Source organism: Kitasatospora sp. NPDC052868, from assembly GCF_044547105.1.
Taxonomy (GTDB): Bacteria; Actinomycetota; Actinomycetes; order Streptomycetales; family Streptomycetaceae; genus Kitasatospora.
On record NZ_JBITZW010000010.1, the window covers coordinates 220928 to 244231 of the forward strand.

Here is a 23304-nt window from a genome sequence, read left to right on the forward strand (position 1 = left end):
CCCGACCCCCATCGGGTGTGCGACTGTGCCCCTCCGCAGCCATCCCCCACGGTTGGGTGCGGCGGGCACGTTCACTATGGTGCGCGATCTCCATGGACGGCCAGTGACAGGAGTATGTCCAGTTCGTGGCAGATCGCGGAGCCCTGTTGCCCGGGTGGGGGCCGATCCTTCGTCCGCGCATCGGCCCCGCCGGGCCCGTGCGCCGCGTGGCCGTCGGCGCCGCGGCGTACGCTTGAGACCCCCGGCCGCTCGGCGTGCCGGGCCGTTCGCGTTGCCCTGGCGGGCCTTCGCCGCCCGGGGGCAGCACCAGCCACGGGACGAAGAAGAGACTCCAGATGAGCCTGACCGGACTGCTCGATGTCGTCGCGCGGGACGCGGCCCTCGCCGAGGCGATCGAGGCCGCGACCGCCACCGCCGCCGGTGGCCGCCGCCACCTGGACCTGGTCGGCCCGCCCGCCGCCCGGCCGTTCGCCATCGCCGCGCTGGCCCGTGCGCTCGCCGGGCAGGCGGCCGGTGAGCGCGGCCGCCCGGTGCTGGCGGTCACGGCGACCGGCCGGGAGGCGGAGGACCTCGCCGCCTCACTGCGCTCGTTGCTGCCGGCGGACTCGGTCGCGGAGTACCCGGCCTGGGAGACCCTGCCGCACGAGCGGCTCTCGCCGCGCTCGGACACGGTCGGCCGCCGACTGGCCGTACTGCGCCGGATCGTGCACCCGCGGGCGGACGACCCGGCGGCGGGCCCGGTCCAGGTGGTCGTGGCGCCGGTCCGCTCGGTGCTCCAGCCGCAGGTGAAGGGGCTGGCCGAGCTGGAGCCGGTGGCCGTCCGGCGGGGCGAGTCGCACGACCTGGACGCGGTGGCCCGACGGCTGGCCGCGGCCGCCTACGCCCGCGTCGAACTGGTCGAGAAGCGCGGCGAGTTCGCGGTGCGCGGCGGCATCCTGGACGTCTTCCCGCCGACCGAGGAACACCCGCTGCGGGTGGAGTTCTGGGGCGACGACGTCGAGGAGATCCGCTACTTCAAGGTGGCCGACCAGCGCTCGCTGGAGATCGCCGAGCACGGACTGTGGGCGCCGCCCTGCCGCGAGCTGCTGCTGACCGACGAGGTCCGGGCCCGGGCCGCCGAGCTGGCGGCCGAGCACCCCGGGCTGGCCGAGATCCTGGACAAGATCGCCGAAGGCATCGCGGTCGAGGGCATGGAGTCGCTGGCGCCCGTCCTGGTGGACGACATGGAGCTGCTGCTGGACGTGCTGCCGCTCGGCTCGGTCACCGTGGTCTGCGACCCCGAGCGGGTCCGCACCCGGGCCGCCGATCTGGTGGCGACCAGCCAGGAGTTCCTGCACGCCTCCTGGGTGGCGGCCGCGTCCGGCGGGGACCGGCCGATCGACCTGGAGGCCATCGACGTCTCCGCCGCCTCGCTCCGCTCGCTCGCCGACGTCCGTGAGCACGCCGCCGAGATCGGGCTGCCCTGGTGGTCGGTCAGCCCGTTCGCCACCAGCGAGTCCGCCGTCCACGAGGTGCTGGAGTTCGACGCCAACACCCTGACGCTGGGCATGCACGCCGTCGAGGCGTACCGGGGCGACACCGCGCGGGCGATCGCCGACGCCAAGGAGCGGCTGGCCGCCGACTGGCGGGTCGTCATGGTGACGGAGGGCCACGGGCCGGCCTCCCGGCTGGCCGAGGTGCTCGGCAACGAGGGCATCCCGGCCCGACTCGTCGCCGACCTCGCCGAGGCGCCGACCCGGGACGTCGTGTACGTCTCCTGCGGCTCGATCGAGCACGGCTTCGTGGACGAGGCGCTGAAGCTGACCGTCATCACCGAGACCGACCTGTCCGGCCAGAAGTCCTCCACCAAGGACATGCGGCGGATGCCGTCCCGGCGCCGCAACGCGATCGACCCGCTGGCGCTGGCCGCCGGCGACTTCGTCGTCCACGAGGCGCACGGCGTCGGCAGGTACGTCGAGATGGTGCAGCGCACCGTGCAGGGCGCGACCCGCGAGTACCTGGTGCTGGAGTACGCGCCCGCCAAGCGGGGCCACCCCGGCGACCGGCTTTTCGTGCCGACCGACCAGCTGGACCAGGTCACCAAGTACGTCGGCGGCGAGGCCCCGACGCTGCACCGGCTCGGCGGCGCGGACTGGGCCAAGACCAAGCAGCGGGCCAAGAAGGCGGTCAAGGAGATCGCCGCCGACCTGATCAAGCTGTACTCGGCCCGGATGGCCGCCCCCGGCCACACCTTCGGCCCGGACACCCCGTGGCAGCGCGAGCTGGAGGACGCCTTCCCCTACGCGGAGACGCCCGACCAGCTGACCACGATCGCCGAGGTCAAGTCGGACATGGAGAAGTCCGTCCCGATGGACCGGCTGATCTGCGGCGACGTCGGCTACGGCAAGACCGAGATCGCGGTGCGGGCGGCGTTCAAGGCGGTGCAGGACGGCAAGCAGGTGGCCGTCCTGGTGCCGACCACGCTGCTGGTGCAGCAGCACTTCTCGACCTTTGCCGAGCGGTACGCCAACTTCCCGGTGACGGTGAAGGCGCTGTCCCGCTTCCAGTCCGACAGCGAGGCGAAGGCCGTGCTGGAGGGCCTGTTCGAGGGCTCGGTGGACGTCGTCATCGGCACCCACCGGCTGTTCTCCTCGGAAACCCGCTTCAAGGACCTGGGCCTGGTCATCGTCGACGAGGAGCAGCGGTTCGGCGTCGAGCACAAGGAGCAGCTGAAGAAGCTGCGGGCCAACGTGGACGTGCTGACCATGTCGGCGACGCCGATCCCGCGCACCCTGGAGATGGCCGTCACCGGGATCCGCGAGATGTCCACCATCACCACCCCGCCGGAGGAGCGCCACCCGGTGCTGACCTTTGTCGGACCGTACGACGAGAAGCAGATCTCGGCCGCGATCCGGCGTGAACTCCTGCGCGAGGGACAGGTGTTCTACATCCACAACCGGGTCGAGTCGATCGACAAGGCGGCTGCCCGGCTGAAGGACCTCGTCCCCGAGGCGCGGGTCGCCACCGCTCATGGGCAGATGGGGGAGACCGCGCTGGAGAAGGTGGTCGTCGACTTCTGGGAGAAGGAGTTCGACGTCCTGGTGTCGACCACGATCGTGGAGTCGGGCATCGACATCTCCAACGCCAACACCCTGATCGTCGAGCGCGGTGACACCTTCGGCCTCTCCCAGCTGCACCAGCTGCGCGGCCGGGTCGGTCGCGGGCGGGAGCGCGGGTACGCCTACATGCTGTACCCGCCGGAGAAGCCGCTGACCGAGACGGCGCACGAGCGGCTCGCCACCATCGCCCAGCACACCGAGATGGGTGCCGGTATGTACGTGGCGATGAAGGACCTGGAGATCCGCGGTGCGGGCAACCTGCTCGGCGGCGAGCAGTCCGGGCACATCGCCGGGGTCGGGTTCGACCTCTACATGCGGATGGTCGGCGAGGCGGTGGCGGAGTTCCGCGAGTCGCTGGCCAACGGTGGCGGCGCGCCCGAGGAGGAGCCGCTGGAGGTGAAGATCGAGCTTCCGGTGGACGCCCACGTACCGCACGACTACGCGCCGGGGGAGCGGCTGCGGCTGCAGGCGTACCGCTCGATCGCGGCGGTCAACTCGGAGCAGGACATCACGCAGGTCCGGGACGAACTCGTCGACCGCTACGGCAAGTTGCCGGAGGCGGTGGAGAACCTGCTGCTGGTGGCGGCGCTCCGGCTGTACGCCCGTCGCTGCGGCATCTCGGACATCACGCTGCAGGGCTCCAACGTCCGGTTCGGGCCGGTGGACCTGCGTGAGTCGCAGCAGCTGCGGCTGAACCGGCTCTACCCGCGCAGCCAGGTGAAGGCCACCACCCAGCAGCTGCTGGTGCCCCGGCCGAGCACCGGCCGGATCGGCGGCAAGCCGCTGGTCGGGCGTGAACTGCTCGGCTGGTGCCGGGAGTTCCTGTCGGCGATGTTCGACGATCTGGCGGGGGCGAAGAAGTAGCGGGGGCGTTGGGGTAGCGGGGCGTTGGGGTAGCGGGGCGTTGGGGTAGCGGGGCGTTGGGGTAGCGGGGCGTTGGTGTAGTGGGGGAGGGGGAGTAGGAGCCGGGGCCTCCGGGCTCCCCGGGCTTCCCCCGGTTCCGGGCTCCCCCCGGTTCCCCGGGCGAGCGGCGGTCTCAGGCGACGGTGCCTGAGACCGCTGTTTTGCATGTGTGGCCGGTGCTGGTGGTGCGGGCGGCGAGGGTGGCGGTGGCTGTGAACGGAGCCGTCAGCCGATCTTCCACTGGCCGACCTGGTTGGAGAAGCCGTTGTCCAGGGCGAACTGCACCTTGTCGAGCTTGGCGTCGGTCGGGATCTCGAAGGTGACGAAGCCCTTGCCCGTCTCGCCGGCGGCGATGTTGGTGGGCGTCTGGAAGGTCGGGCCGGCCTTGGTGTCGGCGAGGCTCGGCCCGTACGACTGGCCCTGGGTGTCGACCACCTTGGCGCTGCTCCACGGCATCTCGCTGTAGGCCTGCGTGCCGGTGGCCTTGATCTGGAACTGGACGGCGACGTAGCGCTTGCCGGCCTCCGGCTTGAGGTACTCGTTCGCGCTCTCGGCCGGGTCGACCACCTTCACCGTGGTGATGTCGGCGGTGAGGCCCTTGTCCATGCCCTTGAGCGCGATGGTGTCGCCCACCTTGGCCGCCGCCTTCGGGGCGTCGGCGGGCTTGCTCTCGGCGGGCTTGGCGGCGGTGGTGCCGGCCGCACTGTCGGCGGGGGCGGTCTGCTTGGCCTCCGTGGAGACGGTGGTGCCGGCGGTCGAGTTGCAGGCGGTCGCGGTGAGCGTGACCAGCGCGGCGCCCAGCAGCAGGGCGGCGGTGCGGCGGCGGGTGGTGGTGGCGGACATGGGGTTCTCCGGTTTCTCGGGCTCGGTGCCCGGTCTCGGTGTGGCCGTTCGGTGTGCCCGGTTGGTGCGGCCTCGATGAGAGAATCACACCATCGACTGTGAACGATGTCAACGTCGATTCGAGAAACGTCTATGTTCACGTGTGAACGAGGGTGAGTGATGCGCTGGCTATGCTGTGTGGTCACACCCGCCCGTGCGCCGAAGGAGCCCCCATGCCGGACCGTCCCGAGGTGACCGCCGTAGAGATCGCCCGGCTGGCCGGGGTGGGGCGGGCCGCCGTCAGCAACTGGCGTCGCCGCCACCCGGACTTCCCGCGCCCGGTCGGCGGTACCGACAGCAGCCCGACCTTCGCGCTCACCGAGGTGGAGGCCTGGCTGCGCGGGCAGGGCAAGATCGCCGAACTGCCGCTGCTGGAGCGGACCTGGCGGCTGGTCGAGACCCTGCGCGACCCCGCCGGCCACCCGGCTGCGCCGCTGCTTCAGGCGGGCGCCGTCCTCCTGCTGCTGCACCGCGAGCCGGACCGCTGGCCCGCGCTCACCGCCGAACCCGACACCCGCCTCGCCACCGCGCTGCCCCGGGCGCTGTCCGGTGTGGCGGTGCAGACCCTCGGCGTGGAGGGCGCCGCCGCCCTCCAGCTGCCCGGCCTGCTCGGGAGTACCCAGTTGGACCTGGCCCGCCTGCTCGCCGAGCTGGCCGCGGGCACCGGAGCCGCGGGCGCGTACGAGCAACTGCTCACCCGCTACGCCGAGGCCAACACCCGGCAGCTCAGCCCCACCCCGCCCGAGGCCGCCGAACTGCTCGCCGCTGTGGCCGGCGTCCCCGCCACGGTGCTCGACCCGGCCACCGGCCTCGGCGCCGTACTGCTCGCCCTCCCGTCGACCACCGGCCGTTACGGGCAGGACGCCGACCCCGTGACCAGTGCGCTCGCCCTGCTCCGGCTCGCCCTGCACGCCCCCGCCGCCGACCCCGGACCGCTCCCGCTCGACCTGCGCGGCGGCGACTCGCTGCGCGCCGACGCCTACTCCGGTCGCACCTTCGAGGCCGTGCTCTGCCAGCCGCCGTACAACGAACGGGACTGGGGGCACGACCAGTTGCAGTTCGACCCGCGCTGGCCCGGCGGCCAGGTGCCGCCGCGCGGGGAGTCCGAACTCGCCTGGGTGCTGCACTGCCTGGCCCGCACCGGCCCCGGCGGGCTCGCCGCCCTCCTGCTGCCGCCTGCCGTCGTCGGCCGCCGGGCCGGGCGCCGGGTGCGCGCCGAACTGCTGCGCTCCGGCGCACTGCGCGCCGTGATCGCGCTCCCGGCCGGCGCCGCGCCGCCGTACGGGGTGCCGCTGCACCTGTGGGTGCTGCGCGCGCCCCGGCCGGGGGAGGAATTCCGGCAGGTCCTGCTGCTCGACGCGTCCTCCTCCGCTGCCCTTTCGGCTGCCGGCTCGTCCGGCTCGTCCGGCTCGTCCGGGGAGGGTGGGCGCGACCGGGTCGACTGGCCCGAACTGCGCCGGACCGTCCTGGACGCCTGGCGCGCCTTCGACCTTGCCGCGCGCGAGGGCCTGCCACTGCCGGACGACCGGCCCGGCGTGCACCGGGTGATGGCCGCGATCGACCTGCTCGATGACGAGACCGACCTCTCGCCCGCCCGCCACATCCCGCCCGCCGGCGCGGCCGGCGGAGTCGCCGAACTGGCCCACCTGAGTGGCCGGTTGACGGAGCTGCTGGCGGGTCTGGCCGCGCCCGACAGCCTGCTGCCGGAGCCGTCCGAGCCGTCCGAGCCGTCCGCCGTGGTCCCGCCGACCGCGGCGGTGGCCCCGGTCATCACGCTGGGGGAGCTGGTCCGCAACGGGGTGTTGGAGGTGTACTCGTCGGGCTCCGGTGCCGGTGTCGAGCCGGGAGTGGCCGTTCTGACGGATCAGGACCTGATCGCCGGGGGCGCGCCGAGCGGGGCCCCCGACCCGGGTGGTTCCGCCGGTCCGGCGTCCGGCGTCCGGACCCGGCCCGGTGACGTGCTGGTCCCCGCGCTGGGCGGTGGCGTGGCCCGGGTCGTCCAGGCGGACGGCCCGCTCGTGGGTGCCGCGCTCGGCCGCCAACTGCACCTGCTGCGGCCAGACCTCGATGCGGTCGACCCCGAGTTCCTGGCTGGCCAGCTCCGCTCCACGGCGAGCACCCGACGGGCCGCCAGCCACGCCACCACCACCGCGCGCCTCGACATCCGCCGAGTCGAACTGCCCCGCCTCCCGATCGCCGACCAACGCCGTCTCGGCGAGGCCTTCGCCCGGATCGCCACCTTCGACGCCTCCCTCCAACAGGCCGCCGCTCTCGCCCACGGCCTCGCGCAGTCCCTCACCGACGGCCTCGCCACTGGGACCCTCCCCCTTCCACAGGCGCACCCCGGGGCCTGAGCTCGGCGCATCGGGCGGGGCTCGGTCGCGGGCCTGACCAGACTTCGGGCTGGCCTCGGGACGGGGCCCGCCCGCCGTTTCTGCCTGCCGCTGCCCGCCCGGCTCACCTGCCGTTTCCGCCCTGGCCGCCGTGTCCAATGCACCCGCCCTGCCCGCCCGCCGGATACCGGCGGGCAGGGCGAATAAATATGTAGACCGGTCGACCTAATCTTCTCTATAGACCGGCCCACATAATCCCCAGGCTGTACCCACGTCCTCGCGGGCCGCATGGCATCAAAATATGTAGACCGGTCCAGCGATTCCATCTATGTAGACCGGTCGACATATTTCCAATTCCTATCTCGACCGGTCCACATACTCCGTCCCGCCCGCACCCTCCGGGTGCCCCACCCGGACAGTCCGTCACTCGGGACGTGTTCTCGGCGGGCCGACCTCCCGGAGGGAAGCCCTCCAGCGCGTCGGCCTCGGGCGGTACGGTGTGCTGGGTTCCTCCGTACTCCGGCAGACCGCCGTTCTCACCCGCTCAGGAGCGCACATGTCAGGGCAGTACCCCGGGCAGTTCGGACCGCCGCCCGGTGGCGCGGTTCCTGGTGGCGCCTTCCCCGGCGGGATACCGAATGCGGCACAGCCGACCGCCCCGATGCCCATGGCCGGTCACCTCCCGCCGCCCGGCCCCGTTCCCGCCGCCCGGCCGCTGCGCCCGGGGATGGCCGCCGGCCCGTACGGCGTGCTCGGCAAGGTGCTGTGCGCCGTCACCCCGGTGGTGACGGTCGGTCTGCTCGGCATGATCCCCTCGCTGCTGTTGGCGATCCGGCGGCGGCGCTGGTTCGACATCCTGGGCGCGGTGGTGTTCGCCGGACTGTTCCTCACCTACCTGGTCGGCGCCGGGGTGGCGGGAAACGACAAGAGCGCGGACACCGCGGACACCGCGGGCATGACGGCGATGCTGCTGATGTGGTTCGGAGCCCCGCTGCACTACCTGCTGATGGACAGTCGAACCCTCTGGAACGCCGCCCGCCCGCAGCCGACCGTGCTGCCCGCAGCGCCCGCCTACTACCCGCCGCCCGCCTCGCCCTACGCGCAGACCGCCCCCGCCATGCCGTACTCCCCGGCGCCCGGCTATGCCACCCCCGGCCCGACGCCTATGCCCATGCCTCTGCCCATGCCCAACACCGCCGTGCCCCCCGCACCGCCCGCCGCTGCGTCTCCCGCTGTGCCTCCCACTGCAGCCCCCGCACCCGCCGACGACCTGCGCGAGTTGGGCGAACTGCTGCGCCGTCAGGCCCGCGAAGGCCGGCCGTGACCGCCGGACCGGTCGGTGCCGCCGGCCCGAACGGTGCCGGGTCGACCGGCTCCCGGGTGATCGGCGGCCGCTACCGCCTGGCCGAGAAGATCGGCCACGGCGGCATGGGCCAGGTCTGGGGAGGCTACGACGAACGGCTCGACCGCCCCGTCGCCGTCAAGCTGCTCCGCCCCGACCTCCTCCTGCCCGCGGACGAGAGCCCCGAGCGCGGCAGTCGGGGCGACGAGCTGCGCCGCCGCTTCCTGCGGGAGTGCCGGATCACCGCCGCCCTGGACCACCCCGGCCTGGTCACCGTCTTCGACGCCGGGGAGGACGGCGGCGAGCTGTACCTGGTCATGCAGCGCGTCCCCGGCCTCAGCCTCGCGGACCTGATCGCCGAGGACTCGCCCCTGCCGGTCGAGCGCGCGGTCGCCGTCGCCGCCCAGCTCTGCGGCGCCCTCGCCGCCGTGCACGCCGTACCCGTGGTCCACCGCGACCTGAAGCCCAGCAACGTGATGGTCCGCGACGACGGCCGGACGGTCCTGCTCGACCTCGGCATCGCCACCGCCCTCGACACCGATGCCACCCGCCTCACCCTGACCGGCGTCCCGATCGGCAGTCCCGCCTACATGGCGCCCGAGCAGGCCCTGGCCGCGACCGCCGACCCGCGCAGCGACCTCTACGCCCTCGGCTGCCTGCTGCACGAGATGCTCGCAGGCGAGGAGCCGTTCCGCGCGCCCACCGCCCTCGGCGTGCTGCGCCGACACGTCGACGAGCCGCCGACGCCCCTGCGCGAGCTGCGCCCCGAGGTGCCGGAGGCTCTCGAGCGGCTGGTCCTGGACCTGCTCGCCAAGCAGCCGGCCGAGCGCCCGGCCGACGCCCAGCAGGTCTACGGGCGGTTGCTTCCCTTGCTCCCGCCCGCCGAGGCGGCCCCGCAGCCCCGGTACGGTCCGCTGCCCGATCCCGCCCGCCCGTACCGTCACCCGCACCAGCCGCAGCCCCGGCCGCTGGACACCGCCGTCCCCGTACCGGTCCCGTCGCCCGCGCCCGCCCCGACGGCCCGGCAGCCCTTCGCCCACCCCGCGCAGGCCGCCGCACGCGTGGAGCCGCAGCCACTGCTGATGACGGCCGTCCCGATCACCCCGTCGACCGCGGTTCCCACTCCTGCCCCTGCCTCCACGCCCGTGTCCGCGCCCTCCGCCCCGGATCTGGCGGCGGCCTGCGCCCGGCTCTCCGACCTGGTCGATGCCGGGCGCCACGCCGAGGTGCTCGACCTCGCGGCCCGTCTGCTGCCCCGCGCCCAGGCTGAACTCGGCGACGGAGCACCACTCGTCCGCACCATCCGGACCATCTACGCCCGCACGCTGCTCCAGGAGCGCCGCTACCGGAACGCGCTCCCCGAGTACCGGATCCTCGCGGTCACCGCCGACGGAGGCCCACACGGGCCGCAGGGGCTTGAGCACCGGTACCGCGCGGCGGACTGCCTCGAACAGCTCGGCCACGGTGCGGAGGCCCTCGCCGAGTACCGGGCTCTGCTCGCCGCCCACACCGCGCGACTCGACGCGGGGCTGGACGCCGACGCGGAGCGGGCGCTCGACCTCCGCGAACGGATCGGTCTGCTGCTCGCGGCGGGTGGCGACGCCGAGGGCGCCTGGCAGTGGCTGCTGCAGCTGCTCTTCGACCGGGAGCGCCGCGACGGTCCGCACCACCAGGCCGTGCGCCGTCTCCGGCAGAGCCTGGACCAACTGCAGCCGCACCGCACCACCAACAACCCCCAGCCGCCAGACCCCCGTGCCACCCCCTGGCCGGTCGGCAACCCCTACGCCCCCGGCTCCTGACCCGCTCGCCCTGAAGGTTCTTCCGGAAGGTCCGGGGCCGGGCGTTTCCCCGGTATGGGTGGAGACGTTCACGGGGCTGCGTGTGCGGCAGTTCGAGGGTCTGGTGCGGGAGCGTGGTGGCGACGGCCCTGGCGGTGCCTCGCCCGAACCACCTGAACCAGCAGGTCAGACCACGCCCCCACCTGCCCGCGCCCAACCTTCTGCAACAAGCTTTAGGGACGGCCTGCCTTGTGTGCGGCCCGCCCTGGGCGCTCCCGTGCTGTCCGCCACTTGCCGCGCACAGGAAGTCGGACCCGCCGACTTCCTGTGCGGTGCGGGGCATGACTTTCGGCAGATCCGTCCGCCCCCCTCCCTCCGTACTGTCGTGCCTGTGCGTATGAGCAGACGGCAGTGGGTCGACGGCGGGCTGTTGGCGGTGGCGGCGGTTGCGATCGGGTTGTGCCTGGTCGACATCTGGTGGGTGCTGGCCGCGATCGCGGCGGCGTTCCTGGCCGGCCGACGGATGGAGCGGGCCCGGCCGGCGCTGGTGGTGCTGACCGGGATGGTTGCCGTGGGTGTGGCGGCGGCGGTGCTGATACCCGAGTGGATGGTGCCGGGGACGTCGTTCGTGTCCCTGGCGGTCTGCGCCGGGATGGGGCCCTGGATGGTGGGCCGGTTCTGGCGGCAGTCGCAGGAGTTGGTGCGGGCCGGCTGGGAACGGGCCGAGCGGCTGGAGCGCGAACAGCAACTGGTGGCGGAGCAGGCCCGGCTGCGCGAGCGGGCCAGGATCGCGCAGGACATGCACGACGCTCTCGGCCACGACCTCAGCCTGATCGCCCTGCGGGCCGGTGCGCTGAAGCTGGCGCCCGACCTGGCCCCACCGCATCGGGAGGCGGCGCAGGAGATCCGGGCGGGTGTGGCGGCGGCCGTGGAGCGTCTGGGCGAGGTGATCGGAATCCTGCGGGACGAGCGGGACGAGGCGGCGGCCCGTCCGGCCGACACCGGTGTCCCCCAGCTTGTCGGGGAGGCGGTCGCGGCCGGTCTGGACGTCCGGCTGACCGTCACCGGGGAACCGGACGGCCTGCCGCGTGCGGTCGAACACGCCGCGTTCCGAGTGGTCCAGGAGGCGCTGACCAACGCGGCCAAGCACGCACCGCAGGCACCCGTCGCGGTGGAACTCGCCTACACGTCGGACGGCGCCCGCATCCGCGTGGCCAACGGCCCGTCGCCGACGGGGCCGGCGGCTCCGCCGGGTGAAGGCGGCCGGGGGCTGATCGGCCTGGCCGAGCGCGTCAGACTGGCGGGCGGCACCTTCAGTCAGGGGGTCCGTGCCGACGGCGGCGGTTTCGAAGTCTCCGCGCAACTCCCCGGCGTCGGCGCCGAACCGGCCCCCGGGCCCACCGCGGTGTCCCCGGCCGGTGAACTGCACCGCACCCGCCACCGGGTGGGCCGGATGATGGCAGCGGTCGTCCTGGTGCCGCTGGCCACCGCGTTGGTGCTGACCGCCGTCCTGCGCGGATGGACGATCTACACCACCGCCCGCGCCGTGCTGGACCCGGCGGACTACGCCTCGCTGCGGGTCGGCCAGGACCGGGCCACAGTGCAGCGATTCCTGCCGGAGCGTCAGTATCCGTACCATTCGTCGGAGAAGAACCCGCCGCCCCGGGGAGAAGGAGTGACGTGCGAGTACTACGCGATCACGGCCGAACCGTTCAACAACGACCGCTCCGGGGATGCCTATCGGCTCTGCTTCCAGAGGGACGTGCTGATCTCCGTGGACGCGCTGATCTCGTGATCGCCGGATGAGCGGCCAGGAGCGGGCCGAGGACGCGGCACGGATCCGCGTGGTGATCGCCGACGACGAACCGATGGTGCGGGCCGGCGTGCGCGCGGTGCTCGCCACCGACCCCGACATCGAGATCGTCGCGGAGGCCGGGGACGGTCGCGCGGCCGTCGACCTGGTCCTGCGCCACCGGCCGGACGTCGTCGTGCTGGACATCAGGATGCCCGGTACCGACGGCATCACCGCGGCCGCCGAGATCCGCCGGGCCGGCGCCGCAGCCGGGATCGTCATGCTGACCACCTTCGGCGAGGACGACTACATCCTGCGGGCACTCGGCGGCGGCGCCAACGGGTTCCTGATCAAATCCGGCGAACCCGAGGAGCTGATCGCCGGGGTGCGGGCGGTCGCGGACGGCGCCGCCTACCTGTCACCCAAGGTGGCCGCCCGGGTGGTCGCCCACCTGGCCGCCGGCGGGGCGGGCGGGTCGGCCGACCGCCGGACCGCCGCCCGGGATCAGGTGGCCGCGCTGACCGTCCGGGAACGCGACGTGCTGGCGCTGGTCGCCGCCGGGTTGTCCAACGGCCAGATCGCCCGTCGGATCGGTGTGGTGGAGGGCACCGTGAAGGCCCATGTGAGCTCCGTCCTGGCCCGGCTCGGGGTGGCCAACCGGGCGGCGGCCGCCGTCCTCGCGCACGAGGCCGGCCTGACCGTCGGCGGCACCTGCGCGGGCGGGCCGCGCGACTGACGGGGCCGACAGCAGCGCGCCGAGTACCGGCACGCCGCCCAGCGTCCCCACCAGCCCGGTGCCCAGTGGGAGCAAGGCGATGAGCACGGCCGCCGTGACGGTGGCGCCGAGCACGGCCCCGGCCAGCACGTCGTGCGGGTAGTGCACTCCCGCTGCCACCCGCAGGGCGGCCGTGGCGCCGCCCACCGGGAGGACCAGCAGCGCCCAGCGCGGCCGCAGCAGGACCAGACCGGTGGCCAGAGCGGCGGCGAGGGTGGCGTGGTTGCTGGGGAACGACCAGTCTCCGGGTGGTGGGCACTCGGCAGCGGCGGAGATGCCGGTCAGTGCGCGGCAGGGGCGTTCCTCGTCGATGACGAGCTTCAGCACCTCGCTCGCCCCGTACGCGAGCACCGTGCCGAGACCGGTCAGCAGGACGCCCGCGACCAGGCGGACCGAACGCCGGCCCCGGGCGGTCCACCAGCAGAGTGCCAGCAGGAGGCCCAGCACGAGCAGTCCGGCCTCGGTGGCGGGCTCCAGCAGCGAGGCCAACCAGTGCGGCGCGTCGGATACGCCCTCGACCACCCGCCGGTAGCCCCCGGCGGACACCCCGCCGACCACCCGCGCCGGGGCGCCCCCGGCACCGTCGGGTGGTCGTGCGGGGGCCAGCCACCCGACCACACCGGTACCCGCCCCGAGCAGCGCCACCGCCACCGCCGACCGCGCGCCGGCGCCCAGGCCACCCTGCCGCCGTCTGTCTGTCGTCCTGCCCCTGTTCGTCATGGTCAGGACCGTAGGAGCGGCCGGGCGCGACGACCCGACCCGAAAGACAGACCGGGACCTGGACGATCGTCAGGGTTGACGGCCGTTCGGACGACCACTCGGACGGCCACTCGGACGGCCGCCGTGTGCCGCCGCAGCGGATGACCCATTCGGAGCACGGTCCGGGCGTCGGGTGCCCGGCCGCCCTACTCTCGGGTGAGCGCCCGGCCGGGGGCCGCCGTCACCGGGAGACCAGCCATGCACCGTCGGACCGCCGTCGTCGGCGTCCTGCTCGCCGCCTCGGCCTTGACCGCCTGCGGGGGCGGCGGGCTGACCGCCGGAACGGCGGCGGTGCTGGACGGTCGGCGGATCTCGATCGGCGCGGTCGAGGCCAGGGTGGCGCAGCTGCGGGACGGGACGGGCGGAGCCTCGACGGACGCCCGCGAGCGGGCGGACGCGCCGGCGCGGCAGGCCGTGACGGACCTGGTGCTCGACGCGGTGGTGGCGCGCGCACTGTCCGACCGGCGGCTGACCGTCACCGGCGCCGAGGTCGCGGCCGCCCGGGCGGCGGAGCAGGAGAGGTTCGGTGGCGCCGGACAGCTCGGCCGCGTGCTGGCCGGGGAGGGCGTGCCGGAAGGCGCGATCGACGCCTACTACCGCCGACAGGTGGGCCTCCGCCGCCTCGCCGCGGAGGCCGGCCAGGACGCCACCACTCCGGCGGGTGACGCGGTCGTCCGCCGGGCCCTGGCCGACGCGGCCATCGCCCTGCACCTGCGCGTCAACCCCCGCTACGGCACCTGGGACCCGGAGCACGTCGCCCTGCTCCCGGACAACCCGCCCTGGCTGACTCCGCAGCGCTGACCACCGCCAGGGCCGAGAAAATATCTCGACCGGTCTACAGAATCTGAGGAGGCAGGCAGAATCTGTAGACCGGTCTATAGAGCAGGAATCAGTAGATCGGTCTACAGAGAACCAAGTCAGTAGATCGGTCTACATATTTTTAGGGCCAGCCGCCGCCCTCCCGCTGTCGCGGCCGTCGCCCGGCACTGTCGCCACTGCCCGTGCTGCCGCGCCACCCTCGCCACCCGCCGTGCCCCCGCCGCCGCCCGCCGCGCGCAGCAGGACCGCCGAAACCCCCGCGCAGGGCACCGCCCCGGCCGGGTAGGTTCGGAGCGTGACGAATCTTCCGGGCGCGAAGTTGATCCTGCTCACCACCACCCACCGGGTGGCCCCCGGGCTGCTGGCGTGGCCCGCCTGGGAGGCGTTGCGTACGGCCGGCCGGGTGCTGGCGGGGGACGCCGAGCACCCCCAGCTGGCGGCGGTGCGGCAGGCCGGGGTCGAGGTGGAGGTCGTGGCGCCCGGTTCCGCGCCGGCCCTCGCCCGGCTGCTGACCGGAGGGTCCCCGGAGGCTGGCTCCGTGGTCTGGCTGGGCAGTCCGGACGGCGACCCGGGGCTCACCGACGCACTGGCGCGCCTCGCGGTCGAGCACGCGGGCGAGGTGCCGGAGATCGAGGTGCTGCCCGGTTCGTACGACCTGCCCGGCGCGCGGCTGCTCGACCTGGCCTCCGTCATGGACCGGCTGCGCTCGCCCGGCGGCTGCCCCTGGGACGCCGAGCAGACCCACGACAGTCTGGTGAAGTACCTGGTCGAGGAGGCCTACGAGCTGGTCGAGGCGATCGAGGAGGGGGACCGCGACACCCTGCGCGAGGAGCTGGGCGACGTCCTGCTCCAGGTCTTCTTCCACTCCCGGATCGCCGAGGAGCACCCCACGGACCCCTTCTCCGTCGACGACGTGGCCGGCGACATCGTGGAGAAGCTGATGTACCGCCACCCGCACGTGTTCGGCGACGTCGAGGCGGAGGGCGCCGCCGAGGTGGAGGCGAACTGGGAGCAGCTGAAGGCCGCCGAGAAGTCGGATCGCGAGTCGGTGCTGGACGGGGTCCCGGCCGGGCTGCCGTCGCTGGCGTACGCGGCGAAGCTGGTCTCGCGGGTGCGCCGGTCGGGCTTCACGGGCGTACCGGACGAGGAGTACGTGCTGCCCGCCGCGCTCACCGCGGAGTCGGCGGGCAGGCTGCTGCTCGCGGTGGCGCAGCGGGCGCACGACGCCGATGTGGACGTGGACGCCGCACTGCGCGCGGCCGCCCGCGGCTACCGGGACGCGGTCCGGGCGGCCGAGGGCCTCAAGCCCTGAGGACACGTCCTGGGAACACGACCTGAGGACACGCAGTGAGGGCGCGGCCCGAGGAAACACCTCGGGCCGCGCCCTCACGGCGTACCGGACACGGACAGGCCCTAGACGGCGGCCCGGTCCTCGACCGACCGGCGCTGCCGCGGCACGACCTGGCCGATGACCTCTCCGATCGCCTCGCCGACCAGGGCGACCAGCTCGACGAGGCGCTCCAGGTCGAGGTGGGCGGGCAGCTCGGCGAGCGAGATGATCCGCTCGCCGTCGGGCCCGGCCACGCAGAACAGGTCGATCGGGCCGAGGTGCTTCTCGGCGGTGTCGACCAGGGCCGCGACGTCGCTCGGGCGCCGGATGTCGGCGGACACGCCGACGACCGGGCAGCCCGGCCGGTCGAGCTCCGCGGCGAGGTCCTCCGCGATGGCGACCCGCTGGTCGGCGATGAGTGCCCCGGCGGCGCCGGCGGCGGTGAAGCGGCGGGCGAGGTCGGCACCCGACCCGCCTTCCAGTACGGCGATGACCACGACCGCCCCGGTTACCCGCATGCTGGGCTCCTCCCTGGTGGGCGACTCCGCACCGGCGCCCACGATTTCCGTCGGAGGATCGTAGGCAGGTCCTGACCCTCCGCAACAGGGATTACCCCGCAGGTGACCAGGCTCACGCCTCACGGCCGACGATCATCCACCGGATACGGTCGTCGCATGCCAGTTCAGCCCGATTCCGACCAGCCGAGCGGGGGCCGGCCGAGCCAGGCCCAGCCGGGCCCGTCGACCCCTGCCTCCCCGGCCCCCGCCTGCCCGGTCGCCGCTTCGCCCTCCTCGGAGACCCCCACCCCGGAGACCTCCTCCTCCGAGACCCCCACCTCCGAGACCCCCACGCCGGACGCCCCGACCTCCGCAGCCCCCACCCCCGAGACCGGCACCCCCGAGACCGGCACCCCCGAGACCGGCACCCCCGAGGCCGACACCCCCGGACCCACCGCCGAAACCCCCCGCCCCCCACTCTTCACGTGGGAGTTCGCCGCCGACCCCTACCCGGCGTACGCCTGGCTGCGCGAGCACGCGCCGGTGCACCGCACCACCCTGCCGAGCGGGGTGGACGCCTGGCTGGTGACCAGGTACGCCGACGCCAGGCAGGCACTCGCCGACAGCCGGCTCTCCAAGAACCCCGCCCACCACAGCGGGCAGGCGCACCGCACCGGGCGGGTCGGCATCCCGGGCGAACGCCAGGCCGATCTGATGACCCACCTGCTGAACATCGACCCGCCGGACCACACCCGGCTGCGCCGCCTGGTGTCGAAGGCGTTCACGCCGCGCCGGATCGCCGAGTTCGAGCCCCGGGTGCAGCAGCTCACCGACCGGCTGATCGACGGCTTCGCGCAGCGCGGCTCGGCGGATCTGATCCACGAGTTCGCCTTCCCGCTGCCGATCTACGCGATCTGCGACCTGCTCGGAGTGCCGCCCGAGGACCAGGACGACTTCCGGGACTGGGCCGGGATGATGATCCGCCACGGCGGAGGCCCGCGCGGCGGCGTGGCGCGCGCGGTCAAGCGGATGCGGGCGTACCTGGCGGACCTGATTCACCGCAAGCGGGCGGACCTCGGCGACGACCTGATCTCCGGTCTGATCCGCGCCAGCGACCACGGTGAGCACCTGACCGAGAACGAGGCCGCGGCGATGTGCTTCGTGCTCCTGTTCGCCGGCTTCGAGACGACCATCAACCTCATCGGTAATGGCATGTACGCGCTATTCCGTAACCCGGACCAGCGGGCCCTGCTCCAGGGGTCGATCGCCCGCGGCGAGGCGGGCCTGCTGGACACCGGCATCGAGGAACTCCTGCGCTACGACGGGCCGGTGGAGCTGGCGACCTGGCGGTTCGCGACCAGCCCGCTGACCATCGGCGGGGTGGAGATCCCGGTCGGCGACCCGGTGCTGGTGGTGCTCGCGGCGGCGGACCGGGACCCGGCGCGGTTCGCCGACGAGAACACCCTCGACCTGGCCCGCGCCGACAACCCGCACCTCGGTTTCGGCCACGGCATCCACTACTGCATCGGCGCTCCGCTGGCCCGGCTGGAGGGTCGCGCCGCGCTGTCCACCCTGTTCACCCGGCTGCCCGATCTGCGGCTCGCCGAGAGCCCGGAGAACCTGCGCTGGCGGGGTGGTCTGATCATGCGCGGACTTCGCGAACTGCCGGTGGAATTCGCGCCGGAGATCCCTGTCGGCACATCGGCTGACGTGCAGTCCGAGGGCCCGCCGGAGGACCCGTCAGGCGACCCCTCCGAGACCTCGACGCGCTGACGAGGCGTCGCCGGTACCCCGGTGTGGCCGATCTGAACCGTCATCAATCCGGACATATCTGCTCTGTTGGTAGGCGATCGGCCACGCGTCGTAATTTCTATGTGATACCGGCGATATGAGCTTGTGATTGATGTGAGGATCTGTCTACTCTCCCTGAAGTTCGCAGCTGCGGACCTCGTGCGCGGAACGCCGAATCCTGCCCGCCGCTTCACGGGAAACCGACCAGACCCTTGGGCAGGGGCGGGGGACCCAGGTTTAGTGCCGTTCCCCACGGCTTGGGGTGAAGCCGCCCGCGCGGGCTGAAAGCCTTCCGCGCGACGCGGCCGGGCCACCTCCCGGTCCGAACCCGACAGCTCACCTCGCAGGCGTGCGGAGAGGGACACCTTCATGCTGTTCGTTGGAACCGGCCGTCACCGTCGTCGCACCCAGACCGAGAAGGCCATCGCCGTCGCAGGCGTGGCAGGCGTCGGACTCGCACTGCCGCTCCTCTCCGCCACCGGCGCCTCGGCGGCCCCCGTCTCCACCTGGGACGCGGTCGCGCAGTGCGAGAGCGGTGGCAACTGGAGCATCAACACCGGCAACGGCTTCTACGGCGGTCTGCAGTTCACCCCCAGCACCTGGAAGGCGTACGGCGGCGGCTCCTTCGCCCCGCAGGCCAACCAGGCCAGCAAGGCCCAGCAGATCTCCGTGGCCGAGAAGGTCCTCGCCTCGCAGGGCCCGGGCGCCTGGCCCGTCTGCTCGCAGAAGGCCGGGCTGAGCAAGGGCGGCGCGCCGGCCTCGGTCGACACCTCGACGGACGCCAAGCCCGCCGCCCCGAAGCCGGCTCAGAAGCCCGCCCCCCAGCAGCCGGCCGCCCCCAAGCCGGTCCAGAAGCCGGCCGCCCAGAAGCCCGCCGTGCAGCAGCCGGCCCAGCAGCCCGTGCAGCAGTACTCCCAGGCGCCCGGCTTCTCCGGCCAGTCCGGCTGGGACGCCGACGCCAAGGTGTTCTGGTACCAGAACAACGGCGCCTGGTACTGGACCAGCCACCAGAGCGTCTACCAGCAGTACGCCGGCCAGGCCGGGTACCAGGGCGCGAGCCAGGACACCCGCCCGGCCGCCGCCCCGGCCGCTCCGGCTGCTCCCGCGGCCCAGGCCGCGCCGAGGAGCGGTCACGGCTACACCGTCCAGTCCGGCGACACGCTGTCCACCATCGCCGCCGACCAGAACCTCTCCGGCGGCTGGCAGGCGCTGTACGACGGCAACCGGGGCACCGTCGGCGGCGACCCGGACCTGATCGTCCCCGGCCAGGTGCTCACCCTCGGCTGACCGCCGCACCCCGGCCGCCCGCACCCGCCGCAACCACGGCACCCGCCGGAACCGCGGAAGCCGAGGCACCCACGGCAGCCAGGAGCGCGGCACCCCGCGGGCTCCACGGCCGCAACCACCGACGCGGTGTCACGAAGGGGGCCGGTTCGGCCCCCTTCGTCCGCCTCTGGGTACATCCCATCGGTCAACCAGGTGAACTACCGGTGGGTAGCCAGGCCACACGCTGAGACGGGACCGAGGCCGACGTGGCCCTGGGAGCCCGTGCGGTTAGGCTCTGGTTCGTAACGACTCCGCAATCGTCCCGCCGACATCACCACCGTCAGCGGGACCCCTGCTTCCGCTAGGAGATGCCTCGTGCCGTCCATCGATGTCGTCGTAGCCCGTGAGATTCTCGACTCGCGTGGCAACCCCACGGTCGAGGTCGAGGTCGGCCTCGACGACGGCAGCACCGGCCGTGCCGCTGTCCCGTCGGGTGCCTCCACCGGGGCCTTCGAGGCCCTGGAGCTTCGCGACGGTGACAAGAACCGCTACTTCGGCAAGGGCGTGGAGAAGGCCGTCCTGGCCGTCATCGAGCAGATCGGCCCGGAGCTGGTCGGCTACGACGCCACCGAGCAGCGCCTGATCGACCAGGCCATGCTCGACCTGGACGCCACCCCGGACAAGTCCTCGCTCGGCGCCAACGCCATCCTGGGCGTCTCGCTGGCCGTCGCGCACGCCGCCTCCGAGGCCAGCGACCTGCCGCTGTTCCGCTACCTGGGCGGCCCGAACGCGCACGTCCTGCCCGTCCCGATGATGAACATCCTCAACGGCGGCTCGCACGCGGACTCCAACGTCGACATCCAGGAGTTCATGATCGCTCCGATCGGCGCGGAGTCCTTCTCCGAGGCCGTCCGCTGGGGCGTCGAGGTCTACCACACGCTCAAGGGCGTGCTGAAGGAGCGCGGCCTGTCCACCGGCCTCGGCGACGAGGGCGGCTTCGCGCCGAACCTGGACAGCAACCGCGAGGCCCTGGACCTCATCACCGAGGCCATCAAGAAGGCCGGCTACGTGCCCGGCAAGGACATCGCGCTGGCCCTGGACGTCGCCGCCTCCGAGTTCTACAAGGACGGCGCCTACCAGTTCGAGGGCAAGGCGATCTCCGCCGCCGAGCTCATCGAGTACTACGCCGAGCTGGTCGCCGCGTACCCGCTGGTCTCCATCGAGGACCCGCTGGACGAGTCGGACTGGGACGGCTGGAAGGCCATGACCGTCAAGCTGGGCGACAAGGTCCAGCTGGTCGGCGACGACCTGTTCGTCACCAACCCGGCCCGCCTGGCCAAGGGCATCGAGACCGGCACCGCCAACGCGCTGCTGGTGAAGGTGAACCAGATCGGTTCGCTGACCGAGACCCTGGACGCCGTCGAGCTGGCCCAGCGCAACGGCTACCGCTGCATGATGTCGCACCGCTCCGGCGAGACCGAGGACGTCACCATCGCCGACCTCGCCGTCGCGACCAACTGCGGCCAGATCAAGACCGGCGCCCCGGCCCGCTCCGAGCGCGTCGCCAAGTACAACCAGCTGCTGCGCATCGAGGAGATCCTCGACGACGCCGCCGAGTACGCCGGCCGCGGCGCCTTCCCGCGGTTCAAGCACGAGGGCTGAGCACGACGGCCGAGCCCGTCCGGTAGCGCACGCCTGACCGGTGCCCCGCCGTTCACCCCGTAGGGTGGACGGCGGGGCACCGTCGCGACCAGGAGGGGATACGGGAGATGGCAGGCTGGAGGATCCCGGGCTTGGCGGCCCGGCCTCGCTTCACGAGCCGGGCGACCGTCCTCGTCCTGGTGCTCTGCTCGCTGGTGGCGATCCTGGCCTATCCGACGCGGCAGTTCATCTCCCAGCGTTCCGAGATCTCCGCCCAGCGGGCGAAGGCCGAGCACGCCAGGCAGCAGGTCGAGCAGCTGCGCCGGGACAAGGCCCGCTGGCAGGACCCGGAGTACGTCAAGGCGCAGGCCCGCGCCCGGCTGCACTACGCGATGCCGGGGGAGACCCCGTACATCTCGGTGCCCCCGGCCGGCCAGGGTGCCGTCGGCTCCTCCGCGCCCGCCGGACCGCCCCCCGCCAACCCCTCCGCACCCGGTTCGTCCGGTCCGTCCGGTTCGACCGGGCCGGTGAAGGCCGCCAAGCCCTGGTACGCGAGCGTCTGGGACTCGGTGGATGCCGCCGATACCGCCGCCCTCGCCCCGCCCGCCCCAACAGTCCCCGCCCCCGCCTCCGCTGGAGACAGCTCCCCCCATGACCACTGAGAACCACCCCAACGTCTCCGACACCGACGTCGCGGCCATCGCCGCGCAGCTCGGCCGTGTCCCGCGCGGCCTGCGCGGGGTGGCGCACCGCTGCCCCTGCGGCAACCCGGACGTCGTGGAGACGGCCCCCCGGCTCGCGGACGGTACGCCGTTCCCGACCCTGTACTACCTGACCTGCCCCAAGGCCGCCTCGCTGATCGGCACCCTGGAGGCGGACGGCGTGATGAAGGAGCAGACCGCCCGGCTCGCCGAGGACCCGGAGCTGGCCGCCGCCTACCAGAAGGCGCACGAGGACTACATCGCCCGGCGCGATGCCATCGAGGTGCTGGAGGGCTTCCCGAGCGCCGGCGGCATGCCGGACCGGGTGAAGTGCCTGCACGTGCTGGTCGGCCACTCGCTGGCGGCCGGCGAGGGCGTCAACCCGCTCGGCGACGAGGCGATCGGCATGCTGGAGGACTGGTGGGCCAAGGGCCCGTGCGTCTCCGCCGCCGAGGTCGAGGCCGCCGGCGAGCGGGTGGCGCGCAACCGCGCCAAGGCGCAGGACCACGAGGCGGTCATCGCGGCCAAGCAGCAGAAGGCCGCCGAGCGCGCGGCCAGGAAGGCCGCCGCGGCCGAGGGCGCCGAGGAGGCCGGCGAATGAGCATGACCCGGGTCGCCGCGATCGACTGCGGCACCAACTCGATCCGGCTGCTGGTCGCCGACCTGGACCCGGAGACCGGGGAGATCACGGACCTCGACCGCCGGATGGTCGTCAACCGGCTCGGCCAGGGCGTGGACCGGACCGGCCGGCTGCACCCGGACGCGCTGGCCCGCACCTTCGCGGCCTGCCGTGAGTACGCCGAGGTGATCGCCGCCCACGGGGTCGGCCCGGACCGGATCCGCTTCGTCGCCACCAGCGCCTCCCGGGACGCCGAGAACAGCGAGGAGTACGCCCAGGGCGTGCACGACGCCCTCGGCGTCCGACCCGAGGTGGTCAGCGGCGAGGAGGAGGCACATCTCTCCTTCGTCGGTGCGACCAAGGAGCTCACCGGCGGTCAGTTCCCGGCGCCCTATCTCGTCTTCGACCTCGGCGGCGGCTCCACCGAGTTCGTGCTCGGCACGCAGGACGTCCAGGCGGCCCGCTCGGTGGACATCGGCTGCGTCCGGCTGACCGAGCGCCACTTCGACGGCGCCGAGCTGCCGACACCGGAGCAGGTCGAGGAGGCCCGGGCGCACGTCCGGGCCGAGCTGGACAAGGCCGAGCAGGCCGTCCCGCTGACCGGTGCGGCCACCCTGGTGGGTCTCGCCGGGACGGTCACCACGGTCTCCGCGATCGCCCAGGACCTGCCCGCGTACGACAGCGAGGCGATCCACCACTCGCGGATCAGCCGGGAGCGGGTGGCCGCGATCGCCGCCGACCTGCTCGGTGCCACCCACGCCCAGCGGGCGGCCATCCCGTCGATGCACCCGGGCCGGGTGGACGTGATCGCGGCCGGTGCGCTGGAGCTGCTGGAGATCATGGAGCGGACGGGCGCCGCCGAGCTGGTGGTCAGCGAGCACGACATCCTCGACGGCATCGCCTGGAGCATCGCCTCCTGAGCCGCGGACCGGCCGGGCCGCCCCTCGGGGCCTCCCGGCCGGTCCGGCGGAGTACGGC

The 23304-nt window shown here is 73.4% G+C and carries 17 protein-coding genes, 1 pseudogene and 1 riboswitch; of the genes and pseudogenes, 15 read left to right on the top strand and 3 right to left on the bottom strand.

What is annotated here, in order from left to right:
* Positions 1 to 335: 335 nt before the first annotated feature.
* Positions 336 to 3962: a transcription-repair coupling factor gene (gene mfd / locus ACIGZJ_RS19405; protein WP_396458336.1), complete on the top strand. Its 3627-nt coding sequence runs from the start codon at positions 336 to 338 to the stop codon at positions 3960 to 3962.
* A gap of 264 nt (positions 3963 to 4226) precedes the next feature.
* Here mfd and ACIGZJ_RS19410 read toward each other — a convergent pair whose 3' ends face one another.
* A complete protein-coding gene (locus ACIGZJ_RS19410; RefSeq protein ID WP_396458337.1) occupies positions 4227 to 4844 on the bottom strand; it encodes a DUF4352 domain-containing protein in 618 nt (205 codons plus the stop codon).
* A gap of 212 nt (positions 4845 to 5056) precedes the next feature.
* On the opposite strand from ACIGZJ_RS19410, the gene ACIGZJ_RS19415 reads away from it, so the two are divergent.
* The 5 genes from ACIGZJ_RS19415 (at position 5057) to ACIGZJ_RS19435 (ending at position 12864) form a co-directional block, all read left to right on the top strand.
* Positions 5057 to 7237: an N-6 DNA methylase gene (locus ACIGZJ_RS19415; protein ID WP_396458338.1), complete on the top strand. Its 2181-nt coding sequence runs from the start codon at positions 5057 to 5059 to the stop codon at positions 7235 to 7237.
* A 646-nt stretch (positions 7238 to 7883) separates the two neighbouring features.
* A complete protein-coding gene (locus tag ACIGZJ_RS19420; protein ID WP_396458339.1) occupies positions 7884 to 8540 on the top strand; it encodes a hypothetical protein in 657 nt (218 codons plus the stop codon).
* Positions 8537 to 10357, top strand: coding sequence for a protein kinase (locus ACIGZJ_RS19425; RefSeq protein WP_396458340.1), 1821 nt, complete (start codon positions 8537 to 8539; stop codon positions 10355 to 10357). The genes ACIGZJ_RS19420 and ACIGZJ_RS19425 overlap by 4 nt, the downstream gene beginning before the upstream one ends.
* Before the next feature lie 376 nt (positions 10358 to 10733).
* Entirely contained in the window at positions 10734 to 12131 is a 1398-nt protein-coding gene (locus tag ACIGZJ_RS19430; RefSeq protein WP_396458341.1) for a sensor histidine kinase, read from the top strand.
* A gap of 7 nt (positions 12132 to 12138) precedes the next feature.
* On the top strand, positions 12139 to 12864 hold the full coding sequence (locus ACIGZJ_RS19435; RefSeq protein WP_396458342.1) for a response regulator: 726 nt from the start codon (positions 12139 to 12141) through the stop codon (positions 12862 to 12864).
* A gap of 111 nt (positions 12865 to 12975) precedes the next feature.
* Here the strand turns inward: ACIGZJ_RS19435 and ACIGZJ_RS19440 are convergent.
* Positions 12976 to 13254 (bottom strand): annotated as a pseudogene (locus ACIGZJ_RS19440) (phosphatase PAP2 family protein); the annotation flags it as partial.
* On the opposite strand from ACIGZJ_RS19440, the gene ACIGZJ_RS19445 reads away from it, so the two are divergent.
* From ACIGZJ_RS19445 to ACIGZJ_RS19455, 3 genes are all read left to right on the top strand, one after another.
* Entirely contained in the window at positions 13214 to 13435 is a 222-nt protein-coding gene (locus ACIGZJ_RS19445; RefSeq protein WP_396458433.1) for a hypothetical protein, read from the top strand. The pseudogene ACIGZJ_RS19440 and the gene ACIGZJ_RS19445 overlap by 41 nt on opposite strands.
* Before the next feature lie 425 nt (positions 13436 to 13860).
* A complete protein-coding gene (locus ACIGZJ_RS19450; protein ID WP_396458343.1) occupies positions 13861 to 14463 on the top strand; it encodes a hypothetical protein in 603 nt (200 codons plus the stop codon).
* Positions 14464 to 14776: 313 nt separating this feature from the next.
* Positions 14777 to 15793, top strand: coding sequence for a MazG family protein (locus tag ACIGZJ_RS19455; protein ID WP_396458344.1), 1017 nt, complete (start codon positions 14777 to 14779; stop codon positions 15791 to 15793).
* 101 nt (positions 15794 to 15894) lie between these two features.
* Here the strand turns inward: ACIGZJ_RS19455 and ACIGZJ_RS19460 are convergent, their stop codons facing one another.
* Positions 15895 to 16329, bottom strand: a complete 435-nt coding sequence (locus tag ACIGZJ_RS19460) for an SDR family NAD(P)-dependent oxidoreductase (RefSeq protein ID WP_396458345.1) — start codon at positions 16327 to 16329, stop codon at positions 15895 to 15897.
* Positions 16330 to 16485: 156 nt separating this feature from the next.
* Here ACIGZJ_RS19460 and ACIGZJ_RS19465 point away from each other — a divergent pair, with 156 nt between their 5' ends.
* From ACIGZJ_RS19465 to ACIGZJ_RS19490, 6 genes are all read left to right on the top strand, one after another.
* Positions 16486 to 18081: a cytochrome P450 gene (locus tag ACIGZJ_RS19465; protein WP_396458346.1), complete on the top strand. Its 1596-nt coding sequence runs from the start codon at positions 16486 to 16488 to the stop codon at positions 18079 to 18081.
* A 210-nt stretch (positions 18082 to 18291) separates the two neighbouring features.
* Positions 18292 to 18463, top strand: a riboswitch (cyclic di-AMP (ydaO/yuaA leader).
* 5 nt (positions 18464 to 18468) lie between these two features.
* Entirely contained in the window at positions 18469 to 19386 is a 918-nt protein-coding gene (locus ACIGZJ_RS19470; protein WP_396458347.1) for a transglycosylase family protein, read from the top strand.
* A 354-nt stretch (positions 19387 to 19740) separates the two neighbouring features.
* Complete coding sequence (gene eno, locus ACIGZJ_RS19475; RefSeq protein WP_387952110.1) at positions 19741 to 21027, top strand: phosphopyruvate hydratase; 1287 nt, start codon at positions 19741 to 19743, stop codon at positions 21025 to 21027.
* Positions 21028 to 21158: 131 nt separating this feature from the next.
* A complete protein-coding gene (locus ACIGZJ_RS19480) occupies positions 21159 to 21668 on the top strand; it encodes a septum formation initiator family protein (protein WP_392928629.1) in 510 nt (169 codons plus the stop codon).
* Positions 21640 to 22308 (top strand): DUF501 domain-containing protein, encoded by a 669-nt coding sequence (locus ACIGZJ_RS19485; RefSeq protein WP_396458429.1) that lies wholly within the window; start codon positions 21640 to 21642, stop codon positions 22306 to 22308. Before ACIGZJ_RS19480 ends, ACIGZJ_RS19485 begins: the two co-directional genes overlap by 29 nt.
* A 2-nt stretch (positions 22309 to 22310) precedes the next feature.
* Entirely contained in the window at positions 22311 to 23246 is a 936-nt protein-coding gene (locus ACIGZJ_RS19490; protein ID WP_396458430.1) for an exopolyphosphatase, read from the top strand.
* Positions 23247 to 23304 lie beyond the last annotated feature (58 nt).